Source organism: Brucella sp. NBRC 12950 (assembly GCF_030268145.1).
GTDB lineage: Bacteria > Pseudomonadota > Alphaproteobacteria > Rhizobiales > Rhizobiaceae > Brucella.
In genome coordinates this window covers 205,305-220,639 of sequence record NZ_BSQC01000008.1, presented here as the reverse complement: position 1 = coordinate 220,639, position 15,335 = coordinate 205,305, and the positions used below count along the sequence as shown (strand labels likewise).

The window sequence follows — 15,335 nt, the reverse complement described above, 5'->3', positions numbered from 1 at the left end:
GGAGGAGGAGTGCCGTATTCGTCATCGGGTTCTGGGAGGAGGAGTGAACCCGATGAGCAATGTTTACCTTGAGCCTCTTTATTCAACAACGACCAATAACGCATAACAGTTATGCAAATACGCCGATGCTTAAGTTTATTGCAAAAATGTGAATATAAGAATCCTGCTCATTAAATAAGCATTTGTAGAAAAATATGCTGCTAAAACAATGATTCAGAGAAGATGGGCAATGAAAGGCGCAGCCAGAACATTGACCAGTCCGACAAGCACCATCACGAGGCCAGCGATCGAACCTTCTTCTCTGCCAATCTGGTGCGCCTTGGCGACGCCTGCACCATGCGCGCCCATGCCAAACAGCGCGCCACGTGCGAGCGTCGAGCGCAATGGTAGCCAGTTGAGCATAAGTTCGCCCAGAGCTGCACCAAAGACGCCGGTAATAACCACAAAGATTGCCGTCAGGTCAGGCGTGCCGCCAATATCACCGGAAACTGTCATGGCAAAAGGCGTACTCATCGAGCGCGGCATCAGACTGAGGCTGATCGCATCGTTAAGACCAAGCAAATGCGCTAAACCCCACGCAGACAGCATTGCCGACGAACTGCCCATCACCACACCGACCAGCAAAACAGGCCAGTACCGACGAATGGTTGCGCGTTGCTGATAGATCGGAATAGCAAAGGCTACGGTCGCAGGTCCGAGCAAGGCAACAAGCCAATGCGTTGCGCCGAAGTAACTGCGGTAATTTTCATTCATGCCAATGAGAAGCGCCATTAGCAGCAATGGTGTAACGGCAAGCGGTGTCAGCCACCACATTGGAAAGCGGCGGTAGACGCGCTTTGCTGCTAGGTAAAGGAGGATTGTGGCCGCTGACCAAAACAGCATGGCCACATAGGGATTACTTAGCGGCATAGCGCACACTCAGGCGATAGCACATATCAACAGTAAGTGCTGTCACAGTCATCACAGTCAGCGTGCCAACCAAAATAACAGCCATGATCTTCACCCCGAGCATTCCGAGCAGCTCCCGATGCTCAAGAACGGCGAGAACCGCAGGCACAAAGAACAAAAGCATTTCCGCCAGAAACCATTCCGCGCCACGCTTCATGCTGAACAGGCTGATGCGACCACTTAAGAGCAGCGCCAGAACCAGCGCCATGCCGACAATACCACCGGGTAGCGGCAGTCCAACCAGGCGGACAAAACCCTCACCTGCCAGCCAGAAGCCGAACAGGGTCGCTATCTGCATCAGACGGCTGTTGTGCAGCGCATAGCGAAAGCGGATCATCAGGTTATGGGTGGTCATGGTCATGTTCCAGTGCGGGTGTTTGTGAATTCAATATAGGGGCTGCGCCGCCATTCCAGAAATGAATTGATTTCATTGCAGCTATTCCATAATAGAATAGCTTATGAACTTACGCAGCTTTCAGGCTTTCGTGGAAGTGGTGCGACAGGGCGGCTTTTCGGCCGCCGCCCGCACCATCAATGCCACCCAATCCACCGTCAGCAAGACGGTGCGGCAGCTCGAAGAAGAACTCGGGCTCACCTTGCTTGACCGAGAGGCCACCCCACCCCGCCTGACAAGTGCGGGCGAAATCGTCTACCGCCGCGCATTGGCGATGCTGACAGAAAAAGATGATATGCTGACCGAGCTTGGCGAGTTGCGCGGACTTAAGCGCGGGCTCTTGCGACTTGGCTTGCCACCCATCGGCTCCAGCGTGTTGTTTGCCCCGGTCTTTGCAGCCTTTACCAAACTGTATCCCGATATCGACATTCAGCTGGTCGAACATGGCAGCAAGCGGCTGGAAGAGCTTTTGCTGGCTGGCGATGTGGAACTTGCCGCCTCGCTTCTGCCCGTCGAAGAGAGCTTCGAATGGCAGGAGGTCCGCTGCGAACCGGTCGTAGCCCTGCTTCCCGCCAATCACAGTTTCATCGACGATGGCGGCATTCCCTTGTCGGACATTGCTAGCCTGCCCTTCATTCTTTTCGAAAGCGGCTTCGCGCTCAATCATATCATTCTGGATGCGTGTCATCAGCGTGGATTGTCTCCGCATGTCGCCGTGCGCTCCAGCCAGATCGACTTTATTGTCGAGTTGGTGGCGGCAGGCATGGGTATTGGCTTTCTGCCGCAAATGATCGCCGAACAGCGCAAGAATCCCGGCATTCGCATCCATCGGATCAGAGACGCGGAAGTGAATTGGGACTTGGCCTTGATCTGGCGCAAAGGCGCGTTTCTTTCCCATGCCGCAAGAGCGTGGCTTGAGCTTTGCAAAGGCGAAAACGACAGCGGCAAAGCTTGAAAGCAACAAGCCAACGCCTATCTCGATAGAAGATACCGACGTTCAGGACGCGTTCGCGCGCCCATCACCCATAGGGTTGCACGCCTATTTCTTACGCGCATCTTGTCCGAATACAGCTTCGCACTTTTCGGGATGCGCTAAACAGGAGGCCATCATGGAAGGTCAGGTTATATTCTACAAAGACGATCGCATCATTTACCGGCATCACGTCGAAGTGCATGACGACGATTATTCAAAGGGCGTAAATGATGCCCTTATCGCCTTTCAGCGCAACTATGCCGGTTTTGATCTCGCAGGCGATGACATTCACATCCGCTTTAAAAAGCCGGGTGAAGTTTGAAGCTGCCTGATAGACGCTTCGCCTGAGTAATCAGGCGAAAGCTGCTTCACGGGCTACGCGATGGATGTCATCACGCGTCAGACCGAGATCATAAAGCTCGCGGTCAGTGCAACCGCTCAACTCGCGCAGATTTTCGCGATACTGCATCCAACGGGAAAACTGGGTACGGAGGTGGTTCATTGTGGTATCCCCTTATATTCAGCACCCTCTAAGTACTGAGCTTTTTACCTTCCTCCCAATATGAAGCTTCCGTCTTTTTAATCGTTTTGAGAAGTGCATAAACTGCATGGCTGCAATGACGTCAGCGCTGACACAATGAGCGACCCGCAGTAACGCAGTTCGTTACTGCCCGCGATAAAAGTGATCGGCAAAACACCTCTCCATAGAGTTAGGAGGGCGTTCGAAACTTGTAATCTTCGGATTTTAACTAAATCTGTTTATCTGGCTTAACAGAATAAGATTCCCCAACGTATGAACAAAACGATATTTATTGTCGGGAACGGTCCTCTCGACCGTGATCTGTCTTCTGAAATTGACGCAGCCGATCTTGTCCTTCGTTTCAATGAACCGCGCGTCTCTCTCGGAATGAGCGGCACAAAAACCGACATGTTGATGCTTGCAACATCGAGCAAGCAGATGGAACAATGGATCAAAGATCCGACTTTCATAAATTCTGAGATTGTTCGAAATACCCCAGAAGTTCTGTTTGCATTTCATCCGAGCATCATCAAGCGGTTCCACCACCACCCCAATTTTCTCTCACGCCTAAAAGGCCGCCGCGCTGACTGGACCAATCAGGCAATTGATTATTTCGGTCGTGCTGGAAAGAAGATCCGCATCATGCCTTCGCAGGATTATTTCGCTGTTTGTGAAGAGCTTGGCATTGGCGCTGACCGCATGAAGACAGTCTTTCCCAGCACTGGCTTCTTCGGTATCTGGCTTGTTCTGCGTAAATACTCTTTACCCGATTGGGACGTCAAAATCTGTGGCTTCAGCTGGGAAGGCTGGAAGCGGCACGACTGGGCAGCCGAGCGCAAGTGGATCGAAGAAAAGATCGCTGCGGGAGATCTTCATAAAGTAGGCTAGTAAGTGTGACTTGCGAAAATTAAGCGCATAGCAGATATAGAACGCCGCTTCGGCTGAATTTACTTTTTGCGCGCTCAGGTTTTACATGAACATCAAGGCCTTTATCATCCACTTGGCGCGCTCGACCGATCGCGGACCGCAAGTCGACAAACTCATTCGTGAACTGCCTGTCAAAACGGAAGTCATTGACGCTGTTGACAGCCGCGCGCTCGCAGACGCGGAAATCAAACGCGTTTACCGCCGCAAACTTCATGCGCCGCGTTATCCTTTTGAATTGAGCAAGAATGAAATCGCGTGCTTTCTGTCGCATCGCAAAGCTTGGCAGGCCATTGTTGATCAGAAACTCGATGCCGGTTTTATCATCGAAGACGACATCGAACTGACAGACGTTTTTAACACCGCCTTCCATGCCGTCACCAATCATTTTGAGCCAGGTAGCTTCGTACGCTTCACTTTCCGCGACGATCGCGAACATGGTCGCGAAGTGTTTCGCAACGACCAGATACGCATCATCATTCCCAATCCAATCGGGCTTGGCATGGTAGCGCAGCTTGTGAGTTTCGACGCGGCTCAGAAATTGCTTGCAGCGACAGAACAGTTCGACCGACCTGTCGACACCACCGTACAAATGCGCTGGGTGACGGGCCTGCAGCCGCTTGCAGTCATTCCAGGCGGGGTCAAGGAAATCTCCGCACAGCTTGGCGGGACGACCATCCAGCACAAGAAGTCCTTCTCAGATAAGCTTGCGCGTGAGATCCTGCGCCCAATCTACCGGATGCGTGTGCGTCGCTTTTCTGCAAGATCGAAGTGAAACAAATGGCTGTTCCGATTCTTCTCTATCATCAGATTGCCCCTCTCCCACATAAGAAGATTCCTTTTCGCGGGCTTTGGGTGCATCCGGACAAGTTTCGAAACCAGATGGCCTGGCTGAAGAGGCTCGGCTATCAGGGCCTCTCACTGCGCGATGCCATGCCTTATATTAAAGGCGAGAAAACCGGCAAAGTCGCAGTCATCACCTTCGATGACGGGTTTCTCAATAATTATGAGAATGCGCTGCCGGTTCTTGCCGATTTTGGCTTCACGGCAACCAATTACTTTGTCGCCAATCAGGTTGGCGGCAGTAATGTCTGGGATCAGGCCATGGGTGTGCCTTTGACGCCCTGCATGTCGGTCACGCAGATGCGTGAATGGGCAGCACTCGGCCACGAAGTCGGCGCGCATACAATCGATCACGTCAATCTTGAAAAGATACCGGAAGACGAAGCCCGCCAGCAGATCGCCCTATCCAAGACCATGCTCGAGGAAATGCTCGGATCAGAAGTGACCAACTTCGCTTATCCCTATGGCGGGAATCATGCCGTGCATCGCGAAATGTGCCGCGAAGCCGGATATGAAACTGCAACAACGACCGTCCGTGCTCGTGCGCGAGCATCCGACGATCCATTCGGTATGCCGCGGGTCTATGTACGCCGCCGAGATTTGGCACCAAAATTCATCTACCGCCTGATGACCAGATAGCCCGCCTTTTTTGTTCAGATACTGAAAACCGGCTATTTGTTTGATTTTGATCAATGCAGCTTCACGAAAGCGTGGCAAATTGCCCGTCATTGCGGCATGGACGCAATCGAGCAAAAGCGGTACTAGAGCAGTAACAAGGAGCGTATAATGGACTATCGCCGGTTTTTTGAAGAAGCGATCGACCAGTTGCACGCCGAGAAGCGTTACCGCGTGTTTGCTGATCTTGAACGCATCGTGGGCCGCTTCCCCCGAGCTACCTGGCGTAACAATGGCACTGCCCGTGAGATCACCGTTTGGTGCTCGAACGACTATCTTGGCATGGGGCACCATCCTGATGTCATTAAGGCAATGTGCGATACAGCCAACAATACAGGCTCCGGCGCAGGTGGAACCCGCAATATTTCGGGTAACAACCATCCGCTTGTAGAGCTGGAAGCAGAACTTGCCGATCTGCATGGCAAGGAAGCCGGTCTCGTCTTCACATCAGGTTTCGTTTCCAACGAAGCATCGATCTCGACAATTGCACGGCTGCTTCCAAATTGCCTGATCCTTTCTGACGAATTGAACCACGCTTCAATGATCGAAGGCGTGCGTCGCTCCGGTGCAGAAAAGAAGATTTTCCGCCATAACGACGTCGAGCACCTCGAACAGCTTCTGAAAGCTGCGGACCATTCCCGCGCCAAGCTGATCGTGTTTGAATCCGTTTATTCGATGGATGGCGACATTGCGCCTATCGAAAAGATTGCAGACCTCGCCGACAAATATAACGCCATGACCTATATCGATGAGGTCCATGCGGTTGGCATGTATGGTGCCCGTGGCGGTGGCATCACCGAACGTGACGGCCTTGCAGATCGCATCGACATTATCGAGGGCACGCTTGCCAAGGCATTTGGCGCGCTGGGTGGCTATATCACCGGTTCTCGCGCAATCATCGATGCCGTGCGTTCTTATGCGCCGGGCTTCATCTTCACAACGTCGCTTCCGCCAGCGGTTGCTGCTTCCGCGACCGCTGCGATCCGTCACTTGAAGATTTCGCAGGTCGAACGCGATGGCCAGCAGCGTCAGGCGCAGCGCGCCAAGGACGTTCTGTCGGCCGCCGGGTTCCCCGTCATGTCTTCGGAAACACACATCGTACCAATTCTGGTTGGCGATCCGGAACTTTGCAAGAAAGCCAGCGACCGTCTTCTCGACGTGCATGGCATCTATATTCAGCCAATCAACTATCCGACTGTGCCACGCGGCACCGAACGCCTGCGCATCACTCCGTCACCATTGCATGACGACCTGCTGATTGATGGTCTCAAGGATGCATTGTTGGAAGTCTGGAACACGCTTGGCATCCCATTTGCAGAACCGGATGCACCGAAAGCTGCTAATTCAGACCGCATCATTCCGCTGATGGTTTCCAAAGCGGGCGGCTGATAAGTTCAGCAATAAAGCATCAAAAAAGGCCGGTTTTCACCGGCCTTTTTGCTATTCATCATCGACTGTGTAGACCCGAAGGCGATGCCCATCCGGATCGGCAGCAACGAAACTGCGTCCAAAATCAAGGTCGGTCGGCAGCATGAGGATGGAAGCCCCCTTCGCCTTCCAATCAACATACATTGAATCGACCATTCCCGGCTCATTCACGCTGAAGCCAAGATCCGCCGCCCCGCCTGCGGCGGTTGGTGCCGGTTCAACGCCAGTTTTTTTCCAAAGGCCCAGGCCAAGACCAGAAGGCAAAATGAACATACCAAATGTCGGGCTGGCTGCTACCGGCTCCTGCCCGAGCAGCTTTGTATAAAAGCGAATGCTAGCGTCTGTGTCGGTGACGAAAAGCAGGATACTGTTCTTGTCGATCATCAAAATGTCCTCTGTAAAATTGTGACATCCTCGATCTACAGCAACACACTGCCAGTTTTTGGCAGCATCATAATTCGCGTGGTTTAATTCCTTGTGTCTCACGCCACTCACGCAACAGAATCTGACGTCGTTTCGGATAACGCTGTTCCACAACGTCAACCGCAGCAATTCTGTCCGTGCGAAAGTGCCGGAAGCCTTCACGCAATTCGCACCACGCAACGAGCACGCGCGCACTATCAAAAAATGAAAGTGCAAACGGCCAGATTACGCGCTTTGTCACTTGGCCATTGCCGTCCTGATAATCGAGCAGAACTTTGCGTTCAGCCCTGATCGCTTCGCGAAGAATTGCAGTATCGATGCCATCGGTCGGCAGCTTTGCACTCGGACCGACAAGGAGCGTTGAGGTATCAAGCGTTGCCCGCAATTCATCGGGCAAGACAGCGCTTATGCGTGCAAGTGCGCCTTTTGCAGCATCCTGAAGCTTGTGGTCGGTTCGCTCCGCCACCCACCGCGCACCCAGTACCAGCGCATCGATCTCTTCGGGACGAAACATCAATGGAGGCAACAGAAAGCCGGGTTTGAGTACATAGCCAATACCCGGTTCACCCTCTATCTCTGCCCCCTGCGCCTGCAAACTTGCAATATCGCGATACAGCGTGCGGATACTGACACCGGTTTCCGCGGCAAGCGTTTTGCCACTAACCGGCCGACGGTGACGGCGCAACGCCTGCAAGAGTTCAAAAAGACGTTCTGATCGGGACATAATCTGAGATGTATCGCATTACCCTACTGCCAGATAGTGGCAGCAGGGTTGATTTGGGCGATAAAGCCCTATCCGGAGCTAACCGCTTATCTCTGATTGATCCATTGCACCAGCCTCGCTGCAGATTCATCCACCTGTTGCGGATCGCGACAGAAGCAAAGACGGAAGAAGCCCTTACCGCCCAGACCAAATGCGCTGCCCGGTGCAAGACCTACATTTGCATTATCGACCATATCGATTGCAGCCTGAACCGAATTCGTCACACCTTCGACGCCGAAGAACAGATAGAAAGCACCCTGTGGCGGCGCCAAACGCACCCTGCCAGTTTCCTGCAACGTCGCGCAGAGACGGTCCCGCGTTGAACGCGCACGCTCCACCTGCATAGCAATGAAGTCATCGCCATGGTCAAGCGCCGCAACCGCACCGCGCTGCATGAACTGCGCCACACCGGAATTGGAATACTGAATCATGTTCTCGACAACAGGACCGATGGACGGATGTACCGTCATCCAACCCACGCGCCAGCCGGTCATCGCCCAGTTCTTTGAGAAGGAATTAACGAAGATGATACGGTCATCCGGCTCCATGATATCCATGAAGGATGGCGCACGCCCACCGCCGTAATAGAAATGGGTGTAAATCTCATCGGCAATGATCCAGATGCCCTTCTCACGGGCCAGATTGAGGATGAAGCGCAGCGTCTCAACATCAGCAGTCCAGCCAGTCGGATTGGACGGCGTATTGATGAACATGGCGCGGGTGCGTGGTGTAATCGCCGCAGCAATCTTCTCAGGATCAAGAACCCAGCCATTGGCGCCGAATTCTAGCTCGACCGGCACAGGAACTGCCCCTGCAAGCCCTGCGGCGCCAACGAAGTTAGGCCAGGCAGGCGAAAGATAGATTGCTTCTTCACCCGCACCAGTGGTTGCCTTCAGCGCCATTTCAATGGCGTGCATTCCTGAACCGGTGACATAGAAGTTTTCAGGATTGAAGGATTGCGGGAAATGACGCGCGTGATAACGGGCAAGCCCTTCACGGAGTTCAGGAATGCCAGCCTGCCACGTATAGAAGGTTTCACCATCTGCGATACCCTTCTGGGCCGCCTCACGGATGAAATCAGGAGTGGGCAGATCGCCCTCTCCAACCCACAGCGGAATTAGTCCCGGCTTACCCCGGCCATGATTGGCAACGGCAACAATGCCGCTTTCGGGTGACTGGGCTGCTTCAGGTCGAAGTTTGGCGATAAGCGTCATTTGTTCCCACATAAAATCCGGTTGTGCTTGCACCTGATTAGCAAGGAGCACACATGAAATCATGTGGTATTTTGTGATGATCCGATCAGCCTTATTGATGGATCAAACGAGAAACGGAGCCCGAAGGCTCCGCTCTTGATAAAATATTTTGAAAGCAATCAGGCTTTGCTCTGCTTTGCCAGAAGATCGCGGATTTCGGCCAGCAGAACTTCATCGCGTGGCAGCTCTGCTGCAGCTTCCGGCTTGGCTTCTTCCTTCTTCTTGAGGCGGTTCATCGCCTTGACCACGATGAAGAGAACCCAGGCAACGATCAGGAAGTTGATGAGCAGGGTAACGAAGTTACCATAAGCAATGGTCGCGCCAGCTTCACGAGCAGCAGCGAGCGTGGACTTTGGATCGCCAGCAAGCTGGATGAACATGTTGGAGAAGTCGATACCACCGGTGATCAAACCAATGACCGGCATGATGATGTCATTGACGATCGAGTTAACGAGACCACCAAATGCCCCGCCGATGATAACACCGATGGCCAGATCGACCATGTTGCCCTTGAGAGCAAATTCTCTGAATTCTTTCAACATTAGCCAGTATCCCTCTCAAACACGAGCTTAACCGGGGCCGTCTTTGCTGCGGGTAAGCTTCGCCAGATAAATCACTACGATGAACTCCTGCGATCAGTTGCGATCACAATTGTTCGCTCGCTAGATTGTAGGCGAAAATATTCAAAGAAAAGATGAACTTTCAAAAAGCACCAATTAGAGGCGTCTTTTTTTGAACTAGCTAAAGAAAGAGGCGCAGAAAATGCGCCTCTTATTTTTGATCTTATGCTGCAAAGCGTTTTGTTGCTTCAATCAATTCGTGGGTGATGCCCGGTTCAGTAACGGAATGCCCACTGTCTTCAACGATCTTCAGATCGGCTTCGGGCCACATCTTCTTGAGTTGCCATGCATTGATGAACGGCGTGCAGATATCATACCGTCCATGAACGATGACGCCCGGAATCTGTCGGATACGCTCAACATTCCGAAGAAGCTGGTCATCGCTTTCGAGGAAGCCACGGTTTTGGAAATAGTGACATTCGATCCGGGCGAAAGCGACCGCGTAGAGGTCTTCGCCGAAGGCTTCGACACGCGCCGGATCAGGCTGGATCGACAGCACCGATCCTTCCCAGCGCGCCCACAGACGAGCCGCGGCAAGCTGCACCTGCGGATCTCGGTCCGTCAGACGCTTGTAGTAAGCTGCGATCATATCGCCGCGTTCATCTTCCGGAATATGTTCTTGATAGGCTTCGAAGTGATCCGGGAAGATGATGCTTGCACCATTGGAGTACATCCAATCGACTTCAAACCGGCGCACCATGAAAATGCCGCGCAGAATGATTTCCGAGACATGCTCAGGATGAGTTTCAGCATAGGCCAGCCCCAGTGTCGAGCCCCAGGAGCCGCCGAATACCTGCCATTTATCTAGACCAAGATGGGCGCGGATATGCTCCATATCGGCCACGAGATCCCAGGTGGTATTCTCGCGCAGTTCAGCATGAGGCGTGGAGCGTCCGCAACCGCGCTGATCGAAAAGGATGATACGATATTTCTCGGGATCGTGCAGACGACGCATGGCAGGCGTGATGCCGCCGCCGGGACCGCCATGAATCATGATAACGGGTTTGCCATCAGGATTGCCGCATTGTTCGACATGGATGCGGTGCAGAGGCGAAACCTGCAGCATCTCTTCCTTAAAGGGCTGGATTTCAGGATAAAGCGTATTGCGCGTCATAAAGTGCCTTTTCGTTCCCGTTTGAGCCGTTCCCATCTTTGCCGGGTTGCTCTCGTTCATATGTGAAATTAGCACATAATGCGGCCAGAAGGCGGCAATGCGACATATGTTCAGGCCAAATACCGCTATTTTTGGTTGCCCGGATTGAAAATCGGCATAAAACAAAAGAGTTGCATGTAATAATGCATCGCTCGGGGAGGACATAGAAAATGGCGTGCGAGGCTTATGCAGTTTATCATCGCTGACGACCATCCGCTTTTCAGAGGCGCGTTGCGGCAGGTTCTGTCCAGTTTGCCTGAAGAGGCTGAAATCATCGAAGTCGGCGATTTCGATGCCGCGAAAAAACTGGTCGTAGAACGCGACGATGTTGATCTGCTGCTGCTGGATCTGACCATGCCTGGAGGCACGGGCCTTTCCGGTCTGGTCACGCTTAAAGCGCTTCAGCCCGCTCTCCCGATCATCATTGTATCAGCGACTGATGATGCCGCAACAATCCGCCACGCGGTCGAACTCGGTGCATCGGGTTTCATATCCAAATCGGCCAGTATGGAAGCCATTGGTGAAGCCGTACATGCGGTTCTTGCCGGCGACATCTGGACACCATCAGACATCGATCTTGATCAGGCACATGATCCGGAAATCGAAACGCTGATCAACAAGATCAGAACGCTTACACCGCAGCAAACGCGTGTTCTCACCATGCTCGCCGAGGGATTGCTCAACAAGCAGATCGCCTATGAGCTGAATGTTTCTGAAGCCACCGTCAAGGCGCACGTCTCTGCTGTTTTGCAGAAGCTTGGCGTCGACAGCCGCACACAGGCGGTCATTCTTCTGTCACGCATTGGTAATGATGCGTTGAGCTCAGAGCCACTCTGATAATTCATTCCGCTGCTGATTGGCGCTGATGCAATGCGCTCGATAAAAGCGAGCGCAGGGCTGCGGGACGCAGCGGCTTGTTTAACACCGTCACGTTCTCGTCGTCGGCTCGTTTGCGAACTTCCTTGGAACGATCAGCCGTCAGCAGAATAGCTGGAATCTCATGCCCGAAAGTCTCGCGCGTGAAACCGATCATATCCAGCCCGTTCTCATTATCGAGATGATAGTCAGCCACGATAATATCCGGTGCCACTTCACGCTCGACACAGAACACTTTCAGCCCGGCACCACCGCGCAGCGTTGTCACATTGCAGCCCCAGCCATTGAGCAGGGTTTCCATTCCGGCCAGAATATTAGCGTCGTTGTCGATGCAGAGCACGTCAAGCCCTGTCAGACTGGAGGCACGTTTCACGCCCTTGCGACTGGCGATTTCCTCAACCGGGACTGCTTCATCGCTGATCGGAAGACAGAGTGTGAAAATGCTGCCCTTGCCCGGGTCCGATGAAACTGTCAGCGGCAGTTCGAGCATCCGTGCAATACGATCGACGATCGAAAGACCAAGCCCCAGGCCTTCTGCCTCGCGCATACCTTCATCAAGGCGCGTGAATTCACGGAAAACCAGTTTAAGCTTCGGCTTCGGGATACCAATACCTGTATCAAGCACCTGCAATTCCACAAAATTGCCGCGACGACGGACGCCTAAGAGAATGCCGCCTTTACGGCTGTATTTGATAGCATTGGAAACGAGGTTCTGGATAAGACGACGCAACATGTTGCGATCAGTTTTGACCACAATACTCGATGGCACCACGCGCAGTTTCAGCCCCTTTTTGCGTGCCATCGGCGTGAAATCAGTGGCGATCTGGCTCAAAAGCCGGTCGAGCCGGAAGGCCGAAACTTCAGGCTTCAGCGCGCCCGTATCAAGTCGCGATATATCGAGGACCATTCCGAGAATGGCTTCCACCGATTCAAGTGAAGAATCGATGTTTCTTGCAAGTTGGCTTGTTTCTGCACGACCGAGTTTTTCGGCCAGTGCCGTGCTGTAAAGCCGTGCAGCATTGAGCGGTTGCAGAATGTCGTGACCAGCCGCAGCAAGAAAGCGCGTCTTTCCCAGATTGGCTTCTTCGGCAACGCTCTGCGCCTTGGCAAGTTTCTGGTTCACATGGGTTAGTTCTGCCGTACGGTCAGCAACACGCTGCTCCAGCACTTCCGCGGCCCGCTGACGGCTGATATCCGCCTCGACCTCATCAGTAATATCGGTATAGGTCGCCACAAGTCCGCCATCTGGCATCGGATTGGAATTGATTTCCAGCACCTTGCCCGTCGATTTCAGCGTCAGACGCCACGGTTTGCGCAATGTCGCCAGCGAACGAATGGCGGCGTTCTGTGCATTGGCTGCGAGATCGCCGCTGCGTGCCAGATGCTCCACAATCTCAGAGACCGGTATGCCCACCTGCATTACTTCATCAGGCAGATCGAACAGCCTGCGAAACTGACGGTTCCAGCAGGTTAGCCGCAAGTCCTTGTCGAGAACCGTGATACCCTGGTCCATCTGGTCGAGAGCGATCTGCAAAAGATCGCGGTTTTGTTGCAGAGCAACGGAAGCATCATCCAGTAACTGCCGCGCATCGCGTGCTGATGCATCATTCCGCTTGAGCATCAACGACAGAACCAGACGTGCCGACGAAGAGCCAACGGCCGTGCCAAGCAATTGTTCTGCGTAGCGGATGAGTGGCGTGTCGACCGTCATGCCCGGATCCAGCCTGCGCTGCTCACGCCCTTCAAAACGCAGGAAAGCGCGCTCAACACGTTCAGCACCGAGATATCTGGCCATAGTTGCTTTGAGTTCGGCAACGGTAACGGTTGTGCGGAAACGCTTGAGCGTGGGGGTGCCAATAAAATAGCGTGGCAGGAAAATACTGGCCTGAATACGTTCAAGCGGCGTCGAGGCACGCGACAGCGAGCCAAGAAGATAGAACAACGTATTAGCGGCCAGGCTCCAGACCACGCCATTGGTGAGCGGTAGCATATCAGTGCCAAACAGCGCTTCTGGCCGCAGAGCCGTGAACCCCAGAAATCCATCCCGCAAAATGGCAGCATTTTCAGGCGCAACCGTCGGCAACAACAGGGTGTAGGCCCAGATCAGAAAGCCCGCCGAAAGGCCCAGCATTGCCCCGCGCCCATTAGCATTGCGCCAGAACAGGCCACCAATAAAAGACGGCACGAATTGCGCAATGGCCGCAAAGGATATGAGGCCAATGGATGCGAGATGAATATTGTTCGACGCCATGCGGTAATAGGCGAAGGCCAGTGCCAGAATACCGATAATCGTCAGCCGCCGGGTATTGAGAATGATCATCGTCAGATCACGCTGCTCTGTCGGATGGCGCACGGCCAATCTGCGGATGATCAGCGGCAGAACAAGGTGGTTGGAGATCATGATCGAGAGCGCCACGCAGGCAACAATCACCATTGCGGTCGCAGCCGAAAGCCCACCTAAAAACGCAATCAATGCCAGCCAGTGTGCACCGGCTGAAAGTGGTAAAGCTAGTACATAAAGATCGCCGCTCACCGTATTTCCAAGCGTCATCACGCCAATCAGCGCAATCGGGAAAACGAAGATATTGATCAAGATCAGATAGAGCGGAAACAGCCACGAAGCCGTGCGCAGTTCTTTTTCGCTGCGGCTTTCCACGACCGTTACATGAAACTGTCGCGGCAGCATGATGATGGCCGCAGCACTCAGCATCGTATGCACAATCCATGTGCCGATGGATGTTTCGTAGTGAAATGCATCAAGTGCTGCGGGCGATTGCGAGATCTTTTCTATCAATTCGCCAGGCGACCCAAACACGAAGAAAGTGCAGGCCAGTCCCACGGCAAGGAATGCGGAGAGTTTGATCACTGATTCGAGCGCAACCGCCAGAATAAGCCCATTCTGGTGCTCTGTTGCATCCGTATGGCGCGTACCGAACAGGATCGCAAAGACCGCCAGAACCGCTGCCACGGGCAGCGAAATATCGCCAAACACAAAGGACGAAGGATCGAAGGCAGAGCCGTAATGCTCCATCACCAGACCAACACTGCCGGAAACAGCTTTGAGCTGTAGCGCGATATAAGGAATGGACCCGACCGCTGCGATACAGGTTGCCAGCGACGCCACACCAAAGCTCTTGCCATAGCGCGCTGCCAGAAAATCGGCGATGGAAGTGATATGTTCGGCCTTTGCAAGCCGCACAATATGACGCAGCAGACGATTGCCAAGCGTGAAAACCAGAATAGGCCCGATATAAATGCCTAAGAACTCAAGCCCGCGCTGGGCTGATAAACCGACCGAGCCGAAGAAGGTCCACGAAGTGCAGTAAACGGCAAGACTGAGTGCGTAAATATAGGGACGCGGGGCACTACTCCAGCGCGCAGCACGTCTGTCACCGATGCTTGCCACCGCAAACAGCATCAACAGATACAGAAATGCGACGCCTATAATTCCCCAGCCCTGCATTGCCGGACTTTCCTCCCCTGCCACCCCCCTTTATTGGTAAAGTAGACTAGGGAAGGCAAGCATTTTCAGGCAAAACACG

Annotated in this window: 16 protein-coding genes; 7 read left to right on the top strand and 9 right to left on the bottom strand. The window is 53.4% G+C overall.

Features of this window, described 5'->3' with window-relative positions:
- Window positions 1-213: 213 nt before the first annotated feature.
- Both QSJ70_RS15270 and QSJ70_RS15265 read right to left on the bottom strand, forming a co-directional pair.
- A complete protein-coding gene (locus QSJ70_RS15270; protein ID WP_007873533.1) occupies window positions 214-909 on the bottom strand; it encodes an LrgB family protein in 696 nt (231 codons plus the stop codon).
- Complete coding sequence (locus QSJ70_RS15265) at window positions 896-1,303, bottom strand: CidA/LrgA family protein (protein WP_285537571.1); 408 nt, start codon at window positions 1,301-1,303, stop codon at window positions 896-898. Before QSJ70_RS15265 ends, QSJ70_RS15270 begins: the two co-directional genes overlap by 14 nt.
- Before the next feature lie 103 nt (window positions 1,304-1,406).
- On the opposite strand from QSJ70_RS15265, the gene QSJ70_RS15260 reads away from it, so the two are divergent.
- Window positions 1,407-2,297, top strand: a complete 891-nt coding sequence (locus QSJ70_RS15260) for a LysR substrate-binding domain-containing protein (RefSeq protein WP_285537569.1) — start codon at window positions 1,407-1,409, stop codon at window positions 2,295-2,297.
- Window positions 2,298-2,451: 154 nt separating this feature from the next.
- On the top strand, window positions 2,452-2,637 hold the full coding sequence (locus QSJ70_RS15255; protein ID WP_007873529.1) for a hypothetical protein: 186 nt from the start codon (window positions 2,452-2,454) through the stop codon (window positions 2,635-2,637).
- 30 nt (window positions 2,638-2,667) lie between these two features.
- Here QSJ70_RS15255 and QSJ70_RS15250 read toward each other — a convergent pair whose 3' ends face one another.
- Entirely contained in the window at window positions 2,668-2,817 is a 150-nt protein-coding gene (locus tag QSJ70_RS15250; protein ID WP_007873528.1) for a DUF1127 domain-containing protein, read from the bottom strand.
- Window positions 2,818-3,108: 291 nt separating this feature from the next.
- On the opposite strand from QSJ70_RS15250, the gene QSJ70_RS15245 reads away from it, so the two are divergent.
- From QSJ70_RS15245 to hemA, 4 genes are all read left to right on the top strand, one after another.
- Window positions 3,109-3,723, top strand: coding sequence for a glycosyltransferase family 29 protein (locus tag QSJ70_RS15245; protein WP_079211497.1), 615 nt, complete (start codon window positions 3,109-3,111; stop codon window positions 3,721-3,723).
- An 85-nt stretch (window positions 3,724-3,808) separates the two neighbouring features.
- Window positions 3,809-4,534: a glycosyltransferase family 25 protein gene (locus QSJ70_RS15240; RefSeq protein WP_285537566.1), complete on the top strand. Its 726-nt coding sequence runs from the start codon at window positions 3,809-3,811 to the stop codon at window positions 4,532-4,534.
- A 5-nt stretch (window positions 4,535-4,539) separates the two neighbouring features.
- Entirely contained in the window at window positions 4,540-5,241 is a 702-nt protein-coding gene (locus QSJ70_RS15235) for a polysaccharide deacetylase family protein (protein WP_285537564.1), read from the top strand.
- 147 nt (window positions 5,242-5,388) lie between these two features.
- Window positions 5,389-6,666, top strand: a complete 1,278-nt coding sequence (hemA, locus tag QSJ70_RS15230) for a 5-aminolevulinate synthase (RefSeq protein ID WP_231193754.1) — start codon at window positions 5,389-5,391, stop codon at window positions 6,664-6,666.
- A 51-nt stretch (window positions 6,667-6,717) separates the two neighbouring features.
- Here hemA and QSJ70_RS15225 read toward each other — a convergent pair whose 3' ends face one another.
- From QSJ70_RS15225 to pip, 5 genes are all read right to left on the bottom strand, one after another.
- Window positions 6,718-7,089: a VOC family protein gene (locus tag QSJ70_RS15225; protein ID WP_064320170.1), complete on the bottom strand. Its 372-nt coding sequence runs from the start codon at window positions 7,087-7,089 to the stop codon at window positions 6,718-6,720.
- Window positions 7,090-7,156: 67 nt separating this feature from the next.
- Window positions 7,157-7,852: a helix-turn-helix transcriptional regulator gene (locus tag QSJ70_RS15220; RefSeq protein ID WP_285537559.1), complete on the bottom strand. Its 696-nt coding sequence runs from the start codon at window positions 7,850-7,852 to the stop codon at window positions 7,157-7,159.
- Between the two features lie 86 nt (window positions 7,853-7,938).
- A complete protein-coding gene (locus tag QSJ70_RS15215) occupies window positions 7,939-9,105 on the bottom strand; it encodes a pyridoxal phosphate-dependent aminotransferase (protein ID WP_285537557.1) in 1,167 nt (388 codons plus the stop codon).
- A 158-nt stretch (window positions 9,106-9,263) separates the two neighbouring features.
- Window positions 9,264-9,686 (bottom strand): large conductance mechanosensitive channel protein MscL, encoded by a 423-nt coding sequence (gene mscL / locus QSJ70_RS15210; protein WP_007873519.1) that lies wholly within the window; start codon window positions 9,684-9,686, stop codon window positions 9,264-9,266.
- 241 nt (window positions 9,687-9,927) lie between these two features.
- A complete protein-coding gene (gene pip / locus QSJ70_RS15205; RefSeq protein WP_007873518.1) occupies window positions 9,928-10,878 on the bottom strand; it encodes a prolyl aminopeptidase in 951 nt (316 codons plus the stop codon).
- Window positions 10,879-11,103: 225 nt separating this feature from the next.
- On the opposite strand from pip, the gene QSJ70_RS15200 reads away from it, so the two are divergent.
- On the top strand, window positions 11,104-11,754 hold the full coding sequence (locus tag QSJ70_RS15200; protein WP_285537556.1) for a response regulator transcription factor: 651 nt from the start codon (window positions 11,104-11,106) through the stop codon (window positions 11,752-11,754).
- A 4-nt stretch (window positions 11,755-11,758) separates the two neighbouring features.
- Here QSJ70_RS15200 and QSJ70_RS15195 read toward each other — a convergent pair whose 3' ends face one another.
- On the bottom strand, window positions 11,759-15,256 hold the full coding sequence (locus tag QSJ70_RS15195; protein WP_285537554.1) for a PAS domain-containing hybrid sensor histidine kinase/response regulator: 3,498 nt from the start codon (window positions 15,254-15,256) through the stop codon (window positions 11,759-11,761).
- Between the last annotated feature and the right edge of the window lie 79 nt (window positions 15,257-15,335).

Bases quoted from the DNA above. Each gene is read 5' to 3' on its own strand.
- QSJ70_RS15270 (WP_007873533.1), bottom strand. From the start codon at position 909: ATGCCGCTAAGTAATCCCTATGTGGCCATGCTGTTTTGGTCAGCGGCC.
- QSJ70_RS15265 (WP_285537571.1), bottom strand. From the start codon at position 1,303: ATGACCACCCATAACCTGATGATCCGCTTTCGCTATGCGCTGCACAAC.
- QSJ70_RS15260 (WP_285537569.1), top strand. From the start codon at position 1,407: ATGAACTTACGCAGCTTTCAGGCTTTCGTGGAAGTGGTGCGACAGGGC.
- QSJ70_RS15255 (WP_007873529.1), top strand. From the start codon at position 2,452: ATGGAAGGTCAGGTTATATTCTACAAAGACGATCGCATCATTTACCGG.
- QSJ70_RS15250 (WP_007873528.1), bottom strand. From the start codon at position 2,817: ATGAACCACCTCCGTACCCAGTTTTCCCGTTGGATGCAGTATCGCGAA.
- QSJ70_RS15245 (WP_079211497.1), top strand. From the start codon at position 3,109: ATGAACAAAACGATATTTATTGTCGGGAACGGTCCTCTCGACCGTGAT.
- QSJ70_RS15240 (WP_285537566.1), top strand. From the start codon at position 3,809: ATGAACATCAAGGCCTTTATCATCCACTTGGCGCGCTCGACCGATCGC.
- QSJ70_RS15235 (WP_285537564.1), top strand. From the start codon at position 4,540: ATGGCTGTTCCGATTCTTCTCTATCATCAGATTGCCCCTCTCCCACAT.
- hemA (WP_231193754.1), top strand. From the start codon at position 5,389: ATGGACTATCGCCGGTTTTTTGAAGAAGCGATCGACCAGTTGCACGCC.
- QSJ70_RS15225 (WP_064320170.1), bottom strand. From the start codon at position 7,089: ATGATCGACAAGAACAGTATCCTGCTTTTCGTCACCGACACAGACGCT.
- QSJ70_RS15220 (WP_285537559.1), bottom strand. From the start codon at position 7,852: ATGTCCCGATCAGAACGTCTTTTTGAACTCTTGCAGGCGTTGCGCCGT.
- QSJ70_RS15215 (WP_285537557.1), bottom strand. From the start codon at position 9,105: ATGACGCTTATCGCCAAACTTCGACCTGAAGCAGCCCAGTCACCCGAA.
- mscL (WP_007873519.1), bottom strand. From the start codon at position 9,686: ATGTTGAAAGAATTCAGAGAATTTGCTCTCAAGGGCAACATGGTCGAT.
- pip (WP_007873518.1), bottom strand. From the start codon at position 10,878: ATGACGCGCAATACGCTTTATCCTGAAATCCAGCCCTTTAAGGAAGAG.
- QSJ70_RS15200 (WP_285537556.1), top strand. From the start codon at position 11,104: ATGCAGTTTATCATCGCTGACGACCATCCGCTTTTCAGAGGCGCGTTG.
- QSJ70_RS15195 (WP_285537554.1), bottom strand. From the start codon at position 15,256: ATGCAGGGCTGGGGAATTATAGGCGTCGCATTTCTGTATCTGTTGATG.